18 protein-coding genes are annotated in these 19,512 nt (G+C 64.4%); 9 read left to right on the top strand and 9 right to left on the bottom strand.

Annotated features, from left to right (window positions below; all coding sequences use genetic code 11):
• From CIT40_RS03190 to CIT40_RS03180, 3 genes are all read right to left on the bottom strand, one after another.
• On the bottom strand, positions 1-858 hold the full coding sequence (locus CIT40_RS03190) for a branched-chain amino acid ABC transporter permease (protein ID WP_094890941.1): 858 nt from the start codon (positions 856-858) through the stop codon (positions 1-3).
• A 99-nt stretch (positions 859-957) separates the two neighbouring features.
• Positions 958-2,472 (bottom strand): amidase, encoded by a 1,515-nt coding sequence (locus tag CIT40_RS03185; protein ID WP_094890942.1) that lies wholly within the window; start codon positions 2,470-2,472, stop codon positions 958-960.
• A 144-nt stretch (positions 2,473-2,616) separates the two neighbouring features.
• Complete coding sequence (locus CIT40_RS03180) at positions 2,617-3,801, bottom strand: substrate-binding domain-containing protein (RefSeq protein ID WP_162307328.1); 1,185 nt, start codon at positions 3,799-3,801, stop codon at positions 2,617-2,619.
• A gap of 179 nt (positions 3,802-3,980) precedes the next feature.
• Here CIT40_RS03180 and CIT40_RS03175 point away from each other — a divergent pair, with 179 nt between their 5' ends.
• Complete coding sequence (locus tag CIT40_RS03175; RefSeq protein ID WP_094890944.1) at positions 3,981-4,415, top strand: MarR family winged helix-turn-helix transcriptional regulator; 435 nt, start codon at positions 3,981-3,983, stop codon at positions 4,413-4,415.
• Positions 4,416-4,478: 63 nt separating this feature from the next.
• Here CIT40_RS03175 and CIT40_RS03170 read toward each other — a convergent pair whose 3' ends face one another.
• Complete coding sequence (locus CIT40_RS03170; protein WP_148667164.1) at positions 4,479-4,883, bottom strand: DUF6006 family protein; 405 nt, start codon at positions 4,881-4,883, stop codon at positions 4,479-4,481.
• Between the two features lie 328 nt (positions 4,884-5,211).
• Here CIT40_RS03170 and CIT40_RS03165 point away from each other — a divergent pair, with 328 nt between their 5' ends.
• Positions 5,212-5,622 carry a response regulator gene (locus tag CIT40_RS03165; RefSeq protein WP_202975464.1) on the top strand — a complete coding sequence of 137 codons (411 nt, stop codon included), beginning with the start codon at positions 5,212-5,214 and terminating at the stop codon, positions 5,620-5,622.
• On the opposite strand, the gene CIT40_RS03160 is transcribed toward CIT40_RS03165, so the two are convergent.
• Both CIT40_RS03160 and secA read right to left on the bottom strand, forming a co-directional pair.
• Positions 5,582-7,099, bottom strand: a complete 1,518-nt coding sequence (locus tag CIT40_RS03160) for a sensor histidine kinase (RefSeq protein WP_094890947.1) — start codon at positions 7,097-7,099, stop codon at positions 5,582-5,584. The genes CIT40_RS03165 and CIT40_RS03160 overlap by 41 nt on opposite strands.
• Positions 7,100-7,357: 258 nt before the next feature.
• Entirely contained in the window at positions 7,358-10,198 is a 2,841-nt protein-coding gene (gene secA / locus CIT40_RS03155) for a preprotein translocase subunit SecA (RefSeq protein ID WP_094890948.1), read from the bottom strand.
• Between the two features lie 354 nt (positions 10,199-10,552).
• Here secA and CIT40_RS03150 point away from each other — a divergent pair, with 354 nt between their 5' ends.
• Complete coding sequence (locus CIT40_RS03150) at positions 10,553-11,479, top strand: peptidylprolyl isomerase (protein ID WP_094890949.1); 927 nt, start codon at positions 10,553-10,555, stop codon at positions 11,477-11,479.
• 123 nt (positions 11,480-11,602) lie between these two features.
• Complete coding sequence (gene argJ, locus CIT40_RS03145; RefSeq protein ID WP_094890950.1) at positions 11,603-12,862, top strand: bifunctional glutamate N-acetyltransferase/amino-acid acetyltransferase ArgJ; 1,260 nt, start codon at positions 11,603-11,605, stop codon at positions 12,860-12,862.
• A gap of 153 nt (positions 12,863-13,015) precedes the next feature.
• On the opposite strand, the gene CIT40_RS03140 is transcribed toward argJ, so the two are convergent.
• A complete protein-coding gene (locus CIT40_RS03140) occupies positions 13,016-14,368 on the bottom strand; it encodes a TadE/TadG family type IV pilus assembly protein (RefSeq protein WP_094890951.1) in 1,353 nt (450 codons plus the stop codon).
• 150 nt (positions 14,369-14,518) lie between these two features.
• Here CIT40_RS03140 and CIT40_RS03135 point away from each other — a divergent pair, with 150 nt between their 5' ends.
• Complete coding sequence (locus tag CIT40_RS03135) at positions 14,519-14,929, top strand: (deoxy)nucleoside triphosphate pyrophosphohydrolase (RefSeq protein WP_094890952.1); 411 nt, start codon at positions 14,519-14,521, stop codon at positions 14,927-14,929.
• Positions 14,930-15,073: 144 nt separating this feature from the next.
• On the opposite strand, the gene CIT40_RS03130 is transcribed toward CIT40_RS03135, so the two are convergent.
• On the bottom strand, positions 15,074-15,922 hold the full coding sequence (locus tag CIT40_RS03130; protein ID WP_094890953.1) for a methyltransferase domain-containing protein: 849 nt from the start codon (positions 15,920-15,922) through the stop codon (positions 15,074-15,076).
• A 64-nt stretch (positions 15,923-15,986) separates the two neighbouring features.
• Between CIT40_RS03130 and CIT40_RS03125 the strand changes: the two genes are divergently transcribed.
• Genes CIT40_RS03125 through CIT40_RS03110 form a run of 4 tightly spaced genes read left to right on the top strand, consistent with a single transcriptional unit; the run spans position 15,987 to position 18,461 of the window.
• On the top strand, positions 15,987-16,796 hold the full coding sequence (locus CIT40_RS03125) for a ComF family protein (RefSeq protein ID WP_094890954.1): 810 nt from the start codon (positions 15,987-15,989) through the stop codon (positions 16,794-16,796).
• A 35-nt stretch (positions 16,797-16,831) separates the two neighbouring features.
• The gene (gene grxC / locus CIT40_RS03120; protein WP_094890955.1) at positions 16,832-17,107 is read left to right on the top strand and encodes a glutaredoxin 3; all 276 of its coding nucleotides are present in this window, start codon (positions 16,832-16,834) and stop codon (positions 17,105-17,107) included.
• Entirely contained in the window at positions 17,104-17,982 is an 879-nt protein-coding gene (locus CIT40_RS03115; RefSeq protein ID WP_094890956.1) for a carbon-nitrogen hydrolase family protein, read from the top strand. Before grxC ends, CIT40_RS03115 begins: the two co-directional genes overlap by 4 nt.
• Positions 17,979-18,461 (top strand): DUF1178 family protein, encoded by a 483-nt coding sequence (locus CIT40_RS03110; RefSeq protein WP_094890957.1) that lies wholly within the window; start codon positions 17,979-17,981, stop codon positions 18,459-18,461. Before CIT40_RS03115 ends, CIT40_RS03110 begins: the two co-directional genes overlap by 4 nt.
• A 59-nt stretch (positions 18,462-18,520) precedes the next feature.
• Here the strand turns inward: CIT40_RS03110 and CIT40_RS03105 are convergent, their stop codons facing one another.
• A complete protein-coding gene (locus CIT40_RS03105) occupies positions 18,521-19,420 on the bottom strand; it encodes an EamA family transporter (RefSeq protein ID WP_094890958.1) in 900 nt (299 codons plus the stop codon).
• Positions 19,421-19,512: the final 92 nt, after the last annotated feature.

Below are 19,512 nucleotides of genomic sequence, written 5' to 3'. Positions count from 1 at the left end.
CTAAACCCCTTTTCCAGCGATGAGGCCCTGCGGCCGGAATTTGATGAAGGCAATGGCGAGAACGAAGACGAGGACGTCGGCGACAACGGGCGCCATGATCCACGGCAGCGCGGCGCTGAGCGTGCCGATGACGCCGGCGCCCGCGACCGGCCCGATGAAGGAGCCGACCCCACCGACCATCACCGCGACGAAACCCTGGATCAGGAAGCGCAGGCCGAGATCCGCATAGAGGCTGAACACCGGCACGATCAGCGCGCCGGCAAGACCGGCGAGCGCGGAACCGAATGCGAAGGTGGCGCCATACATCAGAGGTGTGGAAATACCGGACGCGCGCGCCAGCGACGGATTTTCGAGCGTGGCACGCATGCGCAGGCCGAAGTTGGTGCGCGACAGCAGGAGATAGCAACCGGCCATCACCAGCAGCGTGATGATGATGATGGTGAAGCGCCAGGCCGAGATGTGCATGGCGCCGATGTCGATCGAACCGCCGATAGGTTCGGGCACGGTGAGATAGAAGCCGCCGATCAGGCCGCGCACGGATTCGCGGATGATCAGGCCGAGCGCATAGGTGCCGAGCATGGCGACGATCGGCGCGGCGTAGAAGCGGCGGATGATCAGCGCCTCCAGCACGAAACCGAGCGCGCCGACCACGAAGGGCGCCGCGACCATTCCGGCCCAGATCGGCAGGCCCTTGGCGTAGGCGAGATAGGTGATGTAGGCCCCGAGCAGGACGAACTCGCCCTGCGCGAAGTTGAAGATGCCCATCATGCTGGCGATGATCCCGAGCCCCAGCACGATCAGGACGATGATCGCGCCGAAGCTCAGGATCTCGAACGCTGCGACGAACGCGTTAGCCATGCGATCAATTCTTGTTTTGACGCGTTTTCTTCACGCGAACCGGTATCCACTTCGCTCGAAAACGCTCTGGTCTTCCGTCCGCCTGCATCAATGCCGCGCTCACATCTTCTTCCAGTCGCCGATCTGCTCGAACGCATGGGCGGCGCGATAGATGGTGGATTCCTCGAACATCCGGCCGACCAGCATCAGGCCGACCGGCAGGCCGTCGACCATGCCGCAGGGCAGCGACATCGCGGGATGATGGGTGATGTCGAACGGCGCGGTGTTGGAGATCATCTCCAGCGCGCGGGCGACGTAGTCCTCGCGGCTGGCTGTCGGCTCCGGCAGCTTGGTCGCCTTCATCGGCGTGGTCGGCAGCAGCAGCAGATCGTAGTCCTTGAAGGCCTTGTCGTAGGCGGCGGTCAGGCGTCGCGAGATGTTGAGCGCCTTGCCGTAATAGCGCGGGCCGAAATTGTTGTTGATGTAGGTGCCGAGCAGCAGGAACAGCTTGGTGGTCTCGGACAGCGAATCCGCCTGGCGCCGCCAGCCGCGATGGAAATCCATCAGCGAGGTCGAATAGAGATCGGCGCGGGACAGGCCATAGCCGTCGCCATACATCATGGTCTGGGTCATGCCCTCGGTGCCGATCGGGGTCCAGATCGCGGGTCCGACCATGTGCATGGGGATCGAGACGGTTTCGACGGTCGCGCCCAGATCCTTGAAACGCTTGGCGGCTTCACGGACGCTCTCGTTGACCGCGGCTTCTGCGGTCGGCTGCTCGAAGCCCTCCTTCAAGATGCCGATCTTCATGCCCTTGACGCCCTGACCGAGCGCCTTGGTGTATTCCTCGACCTTCGGCGCCTTGATGCGCGGATCGTAGCCGTCGTCGCCGGCGAGCACTTCGAGCATCAGTGCGTTGTCCGCAACGGTGGCCGTCATCGGGCCGGTGTGATCGACGAAGATCTCGATCGGCATGATGCCGGTGTAGGGCACGAGGCCCCAGGTCGGCTTCATGCCGTAGGTGCCGCAGAACGAGGACGGCATGCGGATCGAGCCGCCCTGGTCGCCGCCCATCGCCATGTCGGCTTCGCCGAGCGCGACGACGACGCCGCTGCCCGAGGACGAGCCCCCGGCCGAATAGCCCATCTTGTAGGGATTATGCACCGCACCCACCGCGCCGGTGTGGCTGCCGCCCGACATGCAGAAAGATTCGCAATGGGTCTTGCCGAGGATTTCCCCACCGGCGTCCAGGATGCGCGTGACGACCGTGGCGTCGAAATCGGGGACGTAACCTTCGAGCGTCGCCGAGCCGTTCATCATGGGAACGCCGGCGAGCATGATGTTGTCTTTCAGCGCGACCGTCTTGCCCTTGAGCTTGCCCGAACTGGCGCCCTTCACCGTCGACTTGCGGTACCAGGCGTTGCGCGGGTTCTCCTCCGCCGAGGGCCGATAGCCCGGCGTGCGCGGGTATTTCACCTCCGGCACCTCGTCCGGCATCGCGCCGACGAGATTGTAGGCCTCGATCGAGCCCTGCATCAGGCCGCGGAACGAGGTGACGTCGTCGTCGGTCAGCGAAAGGCCGCACTGCTTGGCGACATCGAGAAGCTGGGCTGGCGTGGGAAGGACAACTGTCACGGCGCTCTCCTGAAGTTTCTTGATCGGCGCGCGGCCACGATTTGCGCGACATGCGCATCGACCGGCCAAAACATTCAAAACGGAAATATTTTCCTTTTCAAGTATTATTTTGCGCGAAGGGGAGAGCGGATTGCCGCGCCGGCGTCAGACCGGCTTGATCAGCTTGAAGTCGAGGCCATCGGCCTCAGCGAGATACATCTGCATCCGGGCGTGACCGTTGCGCACCGTAACCGGGCCGCGCGCGCCGCCGTAAACGATGTTGCGACCCGCGGCGAGCATCGGCGCCATCGACAGCGAACCGGCCTTGTTGGCGACGGATTCGAGGAAGCGCAGGCCTTCATAGCTGGACTGGCCGAGCGAGCCGATCGGCGGCGCGTTCGCGCCGAACATCGCGCGATAGCGGCTTTGGAAATCGTCGTTGGCGCGCGAGCCGACGCCGGGGAAGTAGCCGGAGGCACAGAACATGTTCTCGCTGTTGTCGGCGCCGATACCGAGCAGCACGGTCTCGTCCATCGCACCGGCGAGCCGCAGCGTGGTTGCTCCAAGGCCGCTTTCGCCAAAGGCGCGGTTGAAGGTGATGCTGTCGGTGCCGATCAGCGAGATCAGGACCACATCCGGTCTCGCGGCGCGGATACGCTCCAGATGAGCTTCGTGGTTATCCTCACCGAGAGGAACGAACTCCTCACCGACGACGCATCCGCCGGTTTCCTTGATGTAGCGCTTCACCGCGCGATGCGACTGCCAGGGCCAGACATAGTCGCTGCCGATCAGGTACCAGCGCTGCGCCTTCTTGGCGTCGGCGAGCCAGTGGATCGACGGCCTGCTCTGCCAGCGCGGCGTCTCGCCGATCGCCATCACGCCAGGCGTACGCTCGCCGCCTTCATAGACGGGTGTATAGATGTAAGGGATCCGGTTCGCGGTGGTGATCTTGCGCAGCGCGACGCGGACCGCGCTGGTGTGCATGCCGACGATGAGATCGATCTCATCGTCGACGACCGCCTGCTCGGCGCGATTCAGGACACCGTCGAGCGGGCCGCCGGCGTCGTAGATCGACAGCTCGATCTCACGCCCCAGAATGCCGCCACGCTTGTTGATCTCGGCGACCGCGAGCTGCGCGGTGTTGGTCGCGCACGGCCCCCAGATGCCGGGCGGACCGCTGCAGCAGATGAAGCAGCCGACGCGCAGCTTGTTGACGCCGCGCCGTCGAAAGAAAGCGTGATCGCTCGGCGACACCGCACCGTTGGCCGCCGATGACGACAGATTCCTGAGCAGCATGGACGGCGGCAACGCCGGACCGCCGTGAGCCGGGAAGTTTACCGTCGCGCGCACGCCAACTCCTGTCTGGCACCAGACCTGAAAGCACATTGTTCGGGCGGCCGCGGCCTCCGCCCTTTTGTTAGGCAAACATCCTATTTTGAAAATATTGAATATTCAACAATTGAAGTGCATATAGAAGCAGCATTGATTGCAAGACATTCACTCATTCGGGTCAAGACGAAGTCTTAGCCGTGGCAAAACCAAACACTCCAATCACCGAACATCTCGCTTATCTGCTCGCGCAAGCCAACCGGGAGATCAACCGGCAGCTGGAACTACGGTTGAGCAAGGAAGGCGTTCCCGTCGAACAGTGGCGCATCCTTAAGGTGCTGTCGGACGGCAATGGCCACTCGATGGGCGAGCTCGCGGATGCCGTGCTGCTCAATCATCCGACGCTGACCAAGATGATCGACCGCATGGTCTCCGACACGCTGGTCTATCGCGTGCAGGACCCGAACGACCGCCGCAAGGTGCTGATGTTCATCTCCGACCGCGGCAAGGTGCTGTGCAGGAGACTCAACTCGCTCGCGGTCGACCAGGAGGAGCACATCCTGGAGAGCTATGGCGACAAGTCGACGAGCGAGCTCAAGCGGCTGCTGGAGAGCTTGATCGACAGCTCGAATTAGGCCTCGTGAATTGGAGTGTCGGCGCCTTGCGAAGCGGAGCTGAGCCGGCGCCGCAGGATTACATCATCGCCAGCACGCGAGACGATAGCGTTGGCCGTTCCATGTCGTCCAGCCCGCGGCCTTGTTGCTGACCGGTTTGGCCAAATACCATTTATTGCCGTCGGCATGGTTGAAGTAGACGCCGCCCTGCGTTCCGCTGCGCGGATTTGTCAACTTCACCCATCGCGAGCCATTGTCCGAGAAGCTACCTGCCCAGCGTGCTCCCGAGCTGGTGGTGCAAGTGTCGCCGTCGCAGCTCGTCTGACTGTCATCCACTGCGGCCCATTTCATGCGGGCCGGCCGGCCGTCAATGTTGCACGACCATGTTCCGCCCCACCATCCGCCCACTTGGCTCGCAGGGGCGGAACCGGAAGCTGAGAAACTCAGGGCAAGAACACACAAGGTGATTGGCAGTGCGCGTCTGGACATTGTCTGGCTCCATGTTCGGCCCCCGTGCGATTCAATCAAACACGGACTGCGCTCGATCGAGGTGAACCAGATCACAATGAGCAGTAGCAAAAGATTGATTGATCTACCGCAGGCGTTCTCCGAGACACGATGCCGCGCGAAGGCCGCCTGTGACCGTGCTCGGGCCGATCGAGCACTGCAGGCATGCGGAACAAAAGGCGGAACCGCTGGTTGATGCCAGCTCTCCGGCTGAGCAGGCAGACGTCCGCTGAGCCGATGACACGGTTGAGTGACACACGGTTAAGTTACACATGGTCAAGTCACACATGGGTCGCGAATGACGCCTTCAGTGTTGATTGTCGAAGACGAAATCTTTGTCGCCAGTGACATCGCCCGCATCCTGGAAGATGCGGGCTATCGCGTCGCCGCGATCGCTGCGGATCGCAAGGAAGCCCTGGAAGCGGGGCCCAAGGCGCAGATCGCGCTGGTCGACATCAATCTACGCGACGGTTCGACCGGGCCGCAGATCGCGCTCGACCTGTCGCGCGAATACGGCACCAAGATCGTCTACGTGACCGCCAATCCCACGCAGATCGCCCCGCGTGCGGAGACGGCCATCGGCTTCATCCGCAAGCCATTCAGCGACGATGCAATCCTGACGGCTGTCCATCACGCCGCCGGCGAGGCGGCTCAACCGCGTTCGCCGGACGTCACGTTCTTTACGGCGCCGGGCGGCTCATCGAACTCTTTGGAATCATAGCCACGGCCCGGAGCCCTTCCGGCTTCCAGTCGTAGGAGATCTTGCCGCCGAGCTGACTGGACATGCTCAAGGCGATCAGCCGGGAGCCGAAGCCTTCCACCGCGGGCGCCGATTTGATCTGGGGACCGCCGCTTTCCGTCCATGCAACGACGACATCATCGTCAGCCTGGCTGACGTCCACGGCGACACATCCGTCCAGCGTCGAGAGCGCGCCGTATTTCGCGGCGTTGGTCGCAAGCTCGTGGAACGACAGCGCCAGGGGCGTTGCGGAGCGGTCGTCGATCCGGAAATCATCGCCCGTGATCAGGACCCGCCTGGCTTCCGACTGATAGGCCGACAGAAGCTGCTCCAGAAGTCCCTTCAGCGTCGCATGGGTCGCAGCCGGCCGAGAGCGGGCGCTGTGCGGGCGCACGAAATCATGGGCCTTTCCGAGCGACATGATGCGCGAACGCAGCTCGTCCGCGAGCCCCTTGAGCTGCGGATGCGTCCGTGTCGACAGGCCGATCAGGCCGTTGATCACGGAGAAGATGTTCTTGATGCGATGGCTCAGCTCCTGGCTGATCATCTCGCGCTGCTCCATCAGCAGCTTCTGCTCGTGGATATCCGTACATGTTCCGAACCAGCGGGTGATGCTGCCATCGGCATCGCGGATCGGCAAAGCGCGCCCGAGAGTCCAGCGGTAATTGCCCGCAGCATTCCTCAGGCGGTATTCGATCTCGTAGGGTTCACCGGTCCGCAAGGAATGCCGCCAGCGCTCCCAGGCCTTGTCCTGATCGTCGGGGTGGAACATGCCGTTCCAGCCCTCACCGTCGGTCGAGCCTTCCGGCACGCCCGTAAACTCGTACCATCTGGCATTGTAGTAATCGTGGTGGCCGTCAGGCAGCGTCGACCACACCATCTGCGGCATGGTGTCGGCCAGAATGCGAAACTTCTGCTCGGTCTCCGACAACGCCTGTTTCGCAACGGCCTCGCTGGCCCGCTGCATCTTCGTGGTCCTGCGATGCCCCATTGCGCCGATCACCTGGGCAGCCATGAGACGCAGGCCCTGCTGCTGCAGCGGCGTCAGGCCGGGTCTGGGCACGCGATCGATGACGCAGAGCGAGCCGAGCGGAAAGCCGTCGTCCGTCAGGAGCGGCGCACCGGCGTAAAATCGGATGAACGGATCCCCCGTGACCAATGGATTTTGGGCGAACCTCGAATCCAAGGTCGCATCAGGCACGACCATCAGGTCCGAGCCGAGCATGGCGTGGGCACAGAAGGAGGATTCGCGCGGCGTCTCGGAGACGTCGAGGCCATGCTTGGCCACGAATTGCTGCATCTTGTCGCCGACCAAACTGACGAGACAGATCGGCGCGTCACACAGCGCCGCCGTGAAGCGCGTCAGCTCGCCGAAGCCCGCTTCACGTGCCAGGCCTTCGAGATCGTGCGCCTCGAGGACTTCGTTTCTGGATGCCGGGAGATTGTCTGCGGAACTCATCAAACGGCCTTAACCCCGACGCCCGCAGCCATCACCGAGCGTGCCGCCCTCCACAGAGTGACCGCCTCCCACCTTACGCCATCACGCCTTGCGTCCCATTGCGAGTTCAAGCGCGGAAAGCGTCATCCCCTCGCAAAGCGAGCGCACACCCGCAAGGTCATGCCGGGATAACAGCAATCGTGAAAGACGGTTCCATCCTTGCCGAGCACGGACGGGGACTTGATCGGACTGACCGGCGCAGGCCGGCGGATTCTCCGATCAGGCATACCGCCCGTGGCAGTGCTTGTACTTCTTGCCTGAGCCGCAGGGGCAATCCTCGTTGCGGCCGACCTTGCCCCAGCTGGCGGGGTTGTTGGGATCGCGCAGCGCGGCGTCGGAGGTCTGGGCTCCAAGCGAGACGTTGGCGACGGCCATTTCGTCCTCGCCCGTATTGGGGTCGAACTTGTGCGCTTCCATCGGCGGCAGCGTGGGCGCTTCCTGCTCCGGCGGGACGATCTCGACACGCATCAGCTGCGCCGTGACGGCCTCGCGCAGATGCGCACTCATCTCCTGGAAGAGGTTGAAGGCTTCGGTCTTGTACTCCTGCAGGGGATCGCGCTGGCCGTAGCCGCGCAGGCCGATGACCTGGCGCAGATGGTCCAGCATGATCAGATGCTCGCGCCAGAGATGGTCGAGCGTCTGCAGCAGGATGGTCTTCTCGACGTAACGCATCACGTCGGGGCCCCATTGCGCGACCTTTGCCGCCATATGCTCGTCGGCGCGGTTCTCGATGCGCGTGAGCAGCTCCTCGTCGGCGATGCCCTCTTCCTTGGCCCATTCGTCGACCGGCAGGTCGAGATCGAGCACGCGCTTCAGTTCCTCCTTCAGGCCCGCGACGTCCCATTGCTCGGCATAGGCGTGCTCGGGCACGTGCTTGGCGACGAGGTCGTCGATGAAGGCATGGCGCATGTCGTTGACGGTCTCGGCGACGCTCTCGTCCTTCATCAGGTCGACGCGCTGGTCGAAGATCACCTTGCGCTGGTCGTTCTGGACGTTGTCGAACTTCAGCAGGTTCTTGCGGATGTCGAAGTTGCGCGCCTCGACCTTCTGCTGCGCCTTCTCCAGCGCCTTGTTGATCCAGGGATGGATGATGGCCTCGCCCTCTTGCAGGCCAAGACGCTGCAGCATGCTGTCGAGGCGATCCGAGCCGAAGATGCGCATCAGATCATCTTCCAGCGACAGGAAGAATTTCGAGCGGCCGGGATCGCCCTGACGGCCGGAACGGCCGCGCAGCTGATTGTCGATACGGCGGGATTCGTGTCGCTCGGAGCCCATGATGTAGAGGCCGCCGGGCTTGGTCACGGTCTTGGCGGGCTTGCTGCCCTTCGCCGGCTCGATCTCGACCACCTCTTCGGCCTTCAGCACGATGTCGCGGAAGCGCTCGACGTCGGCCTTGATCTGCTCGATCTTCCTGGCCTTCTCGGCCTCGTCCTCGATGCCCGCGGTCTCCTTCGGGATACGCATCTCGAGCGAGCCGCCGAGCTTGATGTCGGTACCGCGTCCCGCCATGTTGGTCGCGATCGTGATCGCGCCGGGCACGCCGGCCTCCGCGACGATATAGGCTTCCTGCTCGTGGAAGCGCGCGTTCAGCACCGCGAACAGTTTCGCCGGCTTGCCGGCGCGGGCGGCAGCGTAAAGCTTGTCGAGCGCGTTCTCCTTGCCGAAATCGATCTGCTTGTAGCCGTTCTGCTTCAGAAACTCGGCCAGCACTTCCGACTTCTCGATCGACGCGGTGCCGACCAGCACCGGCTGGAGCCGCGAATTGGCCCGCTCGATCTCGGCGAGGATCGCCGTGTATTTTTCCTTGTGGGTGCGATAAACCTCGTCGTCCTCGTCGAGGCGGCCGATCGGCACGTTGGTCGGAATCTCCACGACCTCGAGCTTGTAGATGTCGAAGAGCTCGTCGGCTTCGGTCAACGCCGTGCCGGTCATGCCGGCGAGCTTCTCGTACATCCGGAAATAGTTCTGGAAGGTGATCGAGGCCAGCGTCTGGTTTTCCGGCTGGACCTGCACGTGCTCCTTGGCTTCCAGCGCCTGGTGCAGGCCTTCAGAATAACGGCGGCCGGCCATCATGCGTCCGGTGAACTCGTCGATGATGACGACCTCGTCGTCGCGCACGATGTAGTCCTTGTCGCGCGTGAACAGGGTATGCGCGCGCAGCGCCTGGTTGATGTGGTGTACGATGGAGACGTTCTCGACGTCGTAGAGCGACTCGCCCTTGAGCTGGCCGGCATCGCGCAGCAGGGTCTCGATCTTCTCCATGCCCGCCTCGGTCAGCGTCACCGTGCGCTGCTTCTCGTCGACGTCGTAATCGGTCTTGTCGAGCTTGGGCAGGAAGCCGTCGATGGTGTTGTAGAAATCGGAGCGGTCGTCGAGCGGTCCGGAAATGATCAGCGGCGTGCGCGCCTCGTCGATCAGGATGGAGTCGACCTCGTCGACGATGGCGTAGAAGTGCGGACGCTGGACCATGTCCTCGAGCCGGTACTTCATGTTGTCGCGCAGATAGTCGAAGCCGTATTCGTTGTTGGTGCCGTAGGTGATGTCGCAGGCATAGGCGGCCTTGCGCTCGGCATCGTCGAGACCGTGGACGATCACGCCGGTGGTCATGCCGAGGAAGCCGTAGATCTGGCCCATCCAGCCGGAGTCGCGGCGGGCGAGGTAGTCGTTGACGGTGACGACGTGGACGCCCTTGCCGGCGAGCGCGTTGAGGTAGACCGCAAGGGTCGCCACCAGCGTCTTACCTTCGCCGGTCTTCATCTCGGCGATGTCGCCCTCGTGCAGCACCATGCCGCCGATCAGCTGGACGTCGAAATGGCGCTGGCCGAGCGTGCGCTTGGCGGCCTCGCGCACGGTGGCGAAGGCGGGGACCAGCAGGTCATCCAGCGTCTTGCCCTCGGCGAGCTGCTTCTTGAAGTCTTCGGTGCGGGCTTTGAGCGCCTCGTCGGAGAGCTTCGAGACCTCTGCCTCCAGCGCGTTGATCGCGTTGACGCGGGACTGATATCCCTTCACCCGCCGGTCGTTGGCGGAGCCGAAAAACTTGCGGGCGAGCGCGCCGATCATGCCTGGTTCCTGTGTTCGCGATTCAACCGCGTTGGGCCTAAGAAGTTGTCACCCGCCTGCCCATCAACTCACCGTGACGCCTCGTGGAGTCAGAGCCCGGACTGCGGGGGTCATCCGCCATATGGGTGGGAATTGGACAAGTCTGGGTTCAACGGCCAAAAACGCAGCAAAATAAACGCCATCGCCATGGTCGCGACCGGGCAGAGATATGGCCCGGTCAGGGCCTTGTCAACGGCGGGCGCATTGCGGCTAATTCATCATTTTGACAGACTTTTCGCGTTGCCAAGCCCCCCTGAATTGGGCGAGTGTCCGCCCCGCTTCGAGCAGCCCCCTGCTTCAACATAAGGATTTTCCATGACCACCTCGTTCCCGGCAACCACCGGCCAGCGTTTCCGCCATGCGTCCGCCCTGGCTGGCTGCCTCGCCTTGGCGCTGTCCCTGGCGATCGCCGGCCCGCTCCGGGCCGCCGACGATCCGGTGCTGGCGAAGGTCAACGGCGCGGAAATCAAGAAGAGCGACGTCGCCATGGCCGAGGAGGAACTCGGGCCGAGCCTCGCCCAGATGGACCCGGCGACCAAGGACGAGAACGTGCTGTCCTTCCTGATCGACATGAAGATCGTCGGCAAGGCCGCCGAGGACAAGAAGATCGCCGACAGCGAGGAGTTCAAGAAACGCCTGGCATTCGCCCGCACCCGCCTGCTGATGGACAGCCTGCTGGCTCAGGAAGGCAAGGCCGCCACCACCCCTGACGCCATGAAGAAGGTCTATGATGAGGCCTCCAAGCAGATCACCGGTGAGCAGGAAGTGCGCGCCCGCCACATCCTGGTCGAGACCGAGGACGAGGCCAAGGCGGTGAAGGCCGAGCTCGACAAGGGCGCCGATTTCGCCGAGCTGGCCAAGAAGAAGTCCAAGGATCCGGGCTCGGCCGACGGCGGCGATCTCGGCTTCTTCACCAAGGAGCAGATGGTGCCGGAATTCTCGGCTGTCGCCTTCGCGCTGGAGCCGGGCAAGATCTCCGACCCCGTCAAGTCGCAGTTCGGCTGGCACGTCATCAAGGTCGAGGAAAAGCGCAACCGCAAGGCGCCCGATTTCGAGCAGGTCAAGGCCCAGATCGAGCAATACGTCACCCGCAAGGCCCAGGCCGACTACGTCGCCAAGCTGCGTACGGAAGCCAAGGTCGAGCGGCTGGACCAGCCGGCGGCCGATGCCGCCAAGGACGCCAAGCCGGCGGACGCAGCCAAGCCGTCCGACAGCAAGATGGCGCCGCCTGCAAAGAAGTAAGACCGCGAAGACGCAAGAATTCGCTGTCACTTCACGGACGCCAAGGGTATCTAACGTCGCAATGGCCGGGCCACTTGATGGTCCGGCCATCTGCATGTCCAGACCCCACCAAGGCGCCCCGTGATGTCCTCCTCCGTCTCTCCCCTCGCCCCGAAAAACGTTCCCGATATGCCCGTGATCGCGGGCATTCGTCTTGCGACGGCCGAAGCCGGCATCCGCTACAAGAACCGCACCGACGTCCTGCTGGCGGTGATGGACAAGGGCACCGCGGTCGCCGGCGTCTTCACCAAGTCGAAATGCCCGTCGGCGCCGGTGGAATGGTGCCGTGCGAAACTGAAAGGCGGCGGATCTTCTAAAAAAGGATTGGCCCGCGCGCTCGTCGTCAATTCCGGCAACGCCAATGCCTTCACCGGCAAGACCGGCCGCGCCTCCACCGCGTTGACCGCGAAGATCGCGGCCAAGGCGGTCGGATGCAGCGAGGGCGAAATCTTCCTGGCCTCGACCGGCGTGATCGGCGAGCCACTGGACGCGACCAAGTTCGACGGCGTGCTGGGCCGACTGGCTGAAGCCGCCGAGCCCGGCGACTACCTGACTGCTGCCAAGGCGATCATGACCACCGATACCTTCCCGAAGGTCGCGACCGCGACCGTCAAGCTCGGCAAGGCCAGGGTCACCATCAACGGCATGGCCAAGGGGGCCGGCATGATCGCCCCCGACATGGCGACGATGCTGTCCTTCATCTTCACCGACGCACCGATCGCGCCCGCGGCCTTGCAGGCGCTGCTCAAGGCCGGCGTCGAGGACACCTTCAACGCGGTGACGATCGACGGCGACACGTCCACCTCGGACACGCTGCTGGCCTTCGCCACCGGCGCTGCCGCCGAGCACGGCGCCCCGAAGATCAGCCGCGCCAGTGATCCGCGCCTGAAAGCGTTCGTCAAAGCCTTCAATCAAGTGCTCGCCAATCTTTCCGAGCAAGTGGCCCGCGACGGCGAAGGCGCGCGCAAGCTGGTCGAGATCACGGTCGAGGGCGCCAAGACCAAGGCCTCGGCGCGCAAGATCGCGATGTCGATCGCCAACTCGCCGCTGGTCAAGACCGCGATCGCCGGCGAGGACGCCAATTGGGGGCGCGTCGTGATGGCGGTCGGCAAGGCCGGCGAGCCGGCCGATCGCGACAAGCTCTCGATCTCCTTCAACGGCATCCGCGTCGCCAGGAGCGGGGCGCGCGATCCTGATTATGACGAGGCGCAAGTGTCGGAAGCGATGAAGGCGCCGGAGATCGCGATCAAGGTCTCGCTCGGCCTCGGCAAAGGCCGCGACCGCGTGCTGACCTGCGACCTCACCAAGGAGTATGTCGCGATCAACGGCGATTACAGGTCGTAAGGGACTGCCACTCTCCGACCGTCATCCTGAGGTGCTCGCGGAACGCGAGCCTCGAAGGCTGCATCGGCCGTGCTGCCGCAGCGTTGAGAAAGCCGGGCTGTCGCCCTTCGAGGGCCGCTGTAGGAGCGGCCACCTCAGGGTGACGGTCACAACTCAACCCGAGATCCGGGCGTCCGCGATCGCCTTCTTGAACAGCGCGTTCATCGCGTCCGAAATGCCCTGCGTCGGGCTCACCTCGAAATACAGTCCCGTCGAGGCGCAGCTCTCCATTTTCTGCGCGATCTCGCTGTTCGGCGACGGCCCGAACGGTCCCTTGTTGAAGGGATCGATGTAGTCCATGTACCACTGGTTGGTCGGGAGCTGCAGATAGGTGGTATACAGCACCGCGATCTTGACGCCGCGGTTCTTGATGGCGGTGCACAGCGAGACGTCGATCGGCGACTGGCAGCGTCCGCCGCTCACCGTCGGCTTGGAGCAGCCGGTGTTGTACTCGTCGGCGACGCCGTCCGAAACAAAGAACAGGTATTTCAGCGGCGCTGCGGACGTCCCGGTGCCCGGCGCGCTGATCACGTTGTTGATCGCCGGCAGAACCGTGCTGAACTGCGTGTCCTTGTCGGCCGTGTAGGAATCGTTGTTGCCGTAGACACCCATCAGGTCGATGGAGCCGGCCGCCGTCTTGGCGCTGGACAGGCTTGCCGACAGCGCAAACAGCGCGCGCAGGCCGATGGTCTTCGACGACGCGCCGAAATCGTAGATCGCCATGCGAAACTGGTTCGAATAGGTTTGGGTGGCGCCGGCGGTGTCCATCAGCGACTGGGTCGCGCTGCGCAACACGTCGATCCGCGTCGTCACGCCGAGGGTCTTGGCGAGATTGTAGTAGTTGTTGGAGTCGTTGTAGTCGTGGCACGCGAAGGCGCATTTGTCGTTCGGCTTGAAGCTGTTGCCGGTGGTCGCGTTGACCAGCGTGGTGACGTCCGCAGGCGTCGCCGCCACGCCCATCGACGGCGAATTGTCCAGCAGGAGATAGAAATCGATGTAGAGCGGCATGTTCGCCGTCGCCGTCGACGTTCCGGTCAGCGCCAGCGCAGTCTTGCCGATCAGGCCGAGGAACATGGTGTTCATCGTGGCATTGAACGAGACCGTTGCGGTGACGGTCGAGCCGCTCTTGACCACCGTCGGCGTGACGCTGTTGAGCGTGTAGCCGGTCTGGTTGGCACGGTTGGCGTCGAAGATGTTCCGGGCATCGGTGACACCCACCGCGATCGAACCGTCGGAGGTCATCGAGCCTGCGGCCTTGAAGGCCGGCGACGCCTTGGCGATCGAGCCGACGCTGGCGGCATCGGCCGCGGCCTGAAGCTTGGCCCGGGTCTGCGTCGCGCGCGAATAGTCGACCGCGCAGCCGATCGTGGTGATCAGCGGAACGCAGGCGATCGCGAAGATCACCGCGATATTGCCGCGCCGGTCGTGAATGAACCGGCGGATAATGGTGGAGAGCGCAGCGCGCATGGTTCGAGCCCGGAGCGGTTTAAGCGTTTCCACTCTAGGAACCCTGGATTAAATATGACTTATGGAACTGACTTATGGAACCTCGGAAACCCGGGCCGCAACGGGGTTAACAAACCGTTGCGGGCGATCTTCAGCGAGCGACATTGACGTATGGCCGATCTGAAACTGACATTGGTTGTGGCCTGCGCGCTGGTCGACGCCGACAAGCGCGTCCTGATCGCGCAGCGCCCCGAGGGCAAGACGCTGGCCGGCCTCTGGGAATTCCCCGGCGGCAAGTGTGAGCCCGGCGAGCGGCCGGAGCAGAGCCTGATCCGCGAACTGCACGAGGAGCTCGGCATCACCGTCGCCGAGCCGTGCCTGGCCCCGCTGACCTTTGCGAGCCATGGCTACGAGACCTTCCACCTCCTGATGCCGCTCTACATCTGCCGTCGCTGGGAAGGGCAGGTGACGCCCCGAGAAGGCCAGACCCTCGCCTGGGTCCGTGCCAACAAGCTGCGCGACTACCCGATGCCGCCCGCGGACATTCCGCTGATCCCGCATTTGATTGATCTGCTGATGTGAATGGAAGATCGCCGTCACCCTGAGGTGCCGGAGCGAAGCGGAGGCCTCGAAGGGCGACGGCGCCAAGGTGCCCCCCCAGCATCCTTCGAGGCTCGCCGAAGAGGCTCGCGCCTCAGGATGACGCCGCGTTTTGGGGCAAGACCGCTACGTCTCCCCCGCCTTCTTCACCGCCTCCGCCAGGCTCGCCTTGGCCGAACCCGGCTTCAGCGGCTGCTGCTGGCTCGCATGCGGGGCCCAGCCGGAGAGCCAGATGATGTCGAAGGTCGCGCGGATACGGCCGTCGGCATCGGCAAAGCGCTCGGCGTAGATTTCGGCCATCCGCAGCAGCGTCGCGCGCCGCGATGGCGTGCGCCGCCGCTCGATCAGCACATTGGCCGCGCCCATGCGGCGGAGATCCTGCATCAGCGCGAACCCATTGCCGTAGCGCACCACGACGCGGTCGACGTCGGTCACCGGGAGCGCAAAGCCGGCCCGCTGCAACAGCGCGCCGATGTCACGCAGGTCGGCGAACGGCGCCACGCGCGGCGACACGCCGCCCTCGCATTCGGCCTCCGCTGCGGCAAAGGCCTGCCGCAGCTCGGTCAGGCTGTCGCCGCCGATCATCGCGGCCAGCAGCAGGCCATCCGGCTTCAGCGCGCGGCGAATTTGCGCGAGCACGCCAGGCAAATCGTTGACGAATTGCAGCGCCAGCGCGGAGGCCACGAGATCGAGGCTTTCCGGCGCGAAGGGCAGTTTCTCTACACCACCCGCATCGAGAGCGATGTGCGCGATCGACGGAAGCCGCGTACGCAGGTCCGCGAGACCTTCGCCGGGCGTCCAGAGATCGGCCGCCGCATGGAAATCCCGCATCACCGCGGCCAGCCGGTCGGACATGTCCTCGGCGACCCGATCGAGCAGGAAGCCCACGGCACCTTGCGCCTGAGCCCGCCGCTGCCGCGCATGCAGCAAGGCACGATCGAATAAGGCGGGCGGGGTCTGGAGGTTCTGGGCCATGCCGCTGGTTACGCCGATCTCGACGGTTCTGGCAATCCGGCCTGTGCGGCGCTAGCCTCCCCCCATGGAAGTCGAAGCCGCCCGCACCCGCTCCATCGCCGCACCGCTGCGTGCCGCATGGACGGCCGGCCGTCACATCCTGTCGCGTACCGCACGACTCGCGCTCGACATCGCGCTGCCGACGTTGTGCGTGTCGTGCCGCGAGCCGGTTCACGGCGAGGGTGTCTGCGCTTCGTGTTGGGCGCGGCTGTCGTTCATCGAGCGGCCCTATTGCCCGCGGCTCGGCATTCCCTTCGTCTACGATCCCGGCCCCGACATGCTGTCGATGGAGGCGATCGCGAGCCCGCCGGCCTACCAGCGCGCCCGCGCGGCCGTGCGTTACGACGACGTCGCGCGCACGCTGGTGCATGCGCTGAAATACCAGGACCGCACCGATCTGGCGCCCGCGATGGGCCGCTGGATGGCGCGGGCGGGCGGCGAACTGCTTGATGGCGCCGATATGCTGGTGCCGGTCCCGCTGCATTGGCGGCGGGCCTGGCGGCGCCGCTACAACCAGTCCGGGGCGCTGGCGCAGGTCATCGAGCGGCAGAGTGGGGTCAAGGCGAGGACTGAGGTGCTGCGCCGGGTGCGGGCCACCGAGCAGCAGATCGGCCTGTCGCGGGCCCAGCGCGCCACCAATGTGCAGGGCGCTTTCCAGGTATCCCTCGACCGTCAGGCGGAAATTCAGGGCCGCCGGATTGTCCTGATCGACGACGTCCTGACCTCGGGGGCGACGCTGGATGCCTGTGCGCGGGCCCTGCTCCGGGCCAAAGCCGCCCAGGTCGACGTGCTGGTCTTCGCCCGGGTTGTCGAGAGCGGCCCTCGTCCCATATAATTCAATGACTTCATGACATGAGAGCGCCAGACGCCATGACTGCTGCTGTCGAGATCTACACCAGGCCGGGCTGCGGCTATTGTTCCGCGGCAAGGTCCCTGCTGACCCGCAAGAAGGCGACCTTTACCGAATTCGACGTCGCCAAGAATCCCTCCTGGCGGGAGGAGATGTACGATCGCGCCGGCGAAGGCTCGACCTTCCCGCAGATCTGGATCGGCGGAACCCATGTCGGCGGCTGCGACGAACTCTACGCGCTCGATCGCGAGGGCAAGCTCGACGGCATGCTCGAAGGTGTGAAGGCCACGTCATGAACGAGAACCGCACGTTTACTGCCGCCATGGTGCAGATGCGCACCGGCCTGCTGCCCGAGCCGAGCCTCGCCCAGGCGACGCAGTTGATCCGGCAGGCGGCGGCCAACGGCGCCGACTACGTGCAGACGCCCGAGGTCAGCAACATGATGCAGCTGAACCGCAAGGCACTGTTCGAACATCTGCAGAGCGAAGAGGACGACATTTCGCTGAAGGCCTACCGCGCGCTCGCGGCGGAGCTGAAGATCCATCTCCATGTCGGCTCGCTGGCGCTGCGCTTTTCGCCGGAGAAGGCGGTCAACCGCTCCTTCCTGATCGGGCCCGAGGGCAATGTGCTGGCGAGCTACGACAAGATCCACATGTTCGACATCGAGCTGCCGGACGGCGAGAGCTACCGCGAATCCGCCAACTACCAGCCGGGCGAGACCGCGGTGATCTCCGACCTGCCCTGGGGCCGCGTCGGGTTGACGATCTGCTACGACGTTCGCTTCCCCGCGCTGTACCGCGCCCTCGCCGAGAGCGGCGCATCCTTCATCACCGTGCCCTCGGCCTTCACCCGCAAGACCGGTGAAGCGCACTGGCACGTGCTGCTGCGTGCGCGCGCGATCGAGACCGGCTGCTTCATCTTCGCAGCTGCCCAGGCCGGCACCCACGAGAACAAGCGCGAGACCTACGGCCATTCGCTGATCATCTCACCCTGGGGCGAGATCCTCGCCGAGGGTGACGTCGAGCCCGGCATCATCATGGCCAGGATCGACCCCGCTCAGGTCGAGACCGCACGCCGCGCGATCCCCTCGCTCCAGCACGGTCGCCGCTTCGGTGTGGCCGATCCCAAGGCCGGGCCGGATCATCTGCACCTGGTGCGGGGATCGGCATGATCCGCTACGCGCTTCGCTGCGACCGCGACCACGACTTCGAGAGCTGGTTCCAGAGTTCGTCGGCCTATGACCAGCAGGTCAAGCGCAAGCTCGTGACCTGCCCGATCTGCGGCTCGGCCAAGGTCGAGAAGGCCATCATGGCCCCGCGCATCGTCGGCAAGAAGGGCCGCGGCCGTGCAGCGCCGCCGCCTGAGCCCGCGGCTGCTCCCGCGCCCGAGGCTGCACCGTCAGGACCGACCTCGCTGTTGATGGCGCAGGAGAAAGAGCTGCGCAGCAAGCTGAAAGAGCTGCGCGATCACATCGTGAAGAACGCCGACAATGTCGGCGAGCGCTTTGCCAACGAAGCCCGCGCGATGCATTACGGGGACAAGGAGCACCGCCCGATCTACGGCGAGGCCTCGCCAGAGGAGGCGAAGTCGCTGATCGACGAGGGCATCGAGGTGTCACCGCTACCGACATTGCCGGAAGACCGGAACTAGAGCGTTTTCCAGCGAAGTGGATACCGGTTCGCGTCAAGAAAACGCGTCAAAACAAGAATCTAGGCCCCCACCAGCACCGCCACGCCGATGATGATCAGCGCGATGCCTGCGAGCTCGCGCGGCGCGATCGGCTGCTTGAACGAGTAATAGGCCACGCCTTGCGCGAACAGTACCTCGATCAGAGCGAGCGTGCGGACATTGGCGGCGGCGGTCAGCGCGAACGCCAGGAACCAGAATTGCGAGGCAAAGGCGCCCATGAAGCCAGCCAGCAGCGATGGCTTCCACAGGCCGAGGATCGCCTGCAGCACCTGTGGCGCACGCCAGAGCAGATAGATCGTCAGGATCAGCGTCTGCACGAACAGGCCGAGCACCAGCGTGAACGAGGCCGAGGTCACGAACGAGACGCCCGGCACGTTGATGATGGCGCCACGAAAGCCGACCGCGGACAGCGCGAACGCTGCCGCGGCAACGAGCCCGGTGATGGTCGGCTTCAATTCGGCAAAGCTCTTCTCGCCGCCGGGCCTGAGCGCCGTGATGACGACACCGACGGTCGCAATCACGATCGCCAGCACCTTCAGCCAGGTCAGGTGGTCGCCGAGGAAGACGAAGCCGAAGATTGCGGTCTGGATCGCCTCGGTCTTCAGATACGCCGTCGTCACCACGAAGGAGCGATCGTTCATGGCGAGCAGCATCAGGCCGGTGGCGACGATCTGGCTGAGCGCCCCTAACAGCAGCCACGGCCAGAACACGGCCGGCGGCGGGCCGAGATGATCGCCGGTCGCGATCAACACCGCGCCCAGAAACAGCAGCGAGAACGGAAAGCCGAACAGGAAGCGGATATTGGTCGCTCCCCATGTCCCCAGCGGCTTCGTCAGCGACCGCTGCATCGCATTGCGCGCGACCTGGCCGAGCGCGGCGACGACGGTGAAGGGGATCCAGAGGCTGGTGACGGTGAGCATGGGATGGGGGCTGGAGCAGGGGAGAGTGCAGCCAACCTGCCGCCAGCAGCGAAGCAGGTCAATCACGCCCACGTCATAGGAGCGATGCTTTG

Origin of the sequence: Bradyrhizobium amphicarpaeae (genome assembly GCF_002266435.3) — a bacterium.
Lineage (GTDB): Bacteria > Pseudomonadota > Alphaproteobacteria > Rhizobiales > Xanthobacteraceae > Bradyrhizobium > Bradyrhizobium amphicarpaeae.
This window is presented reverse-complemented; position numbering and strand designations above follow the sequence as displayed.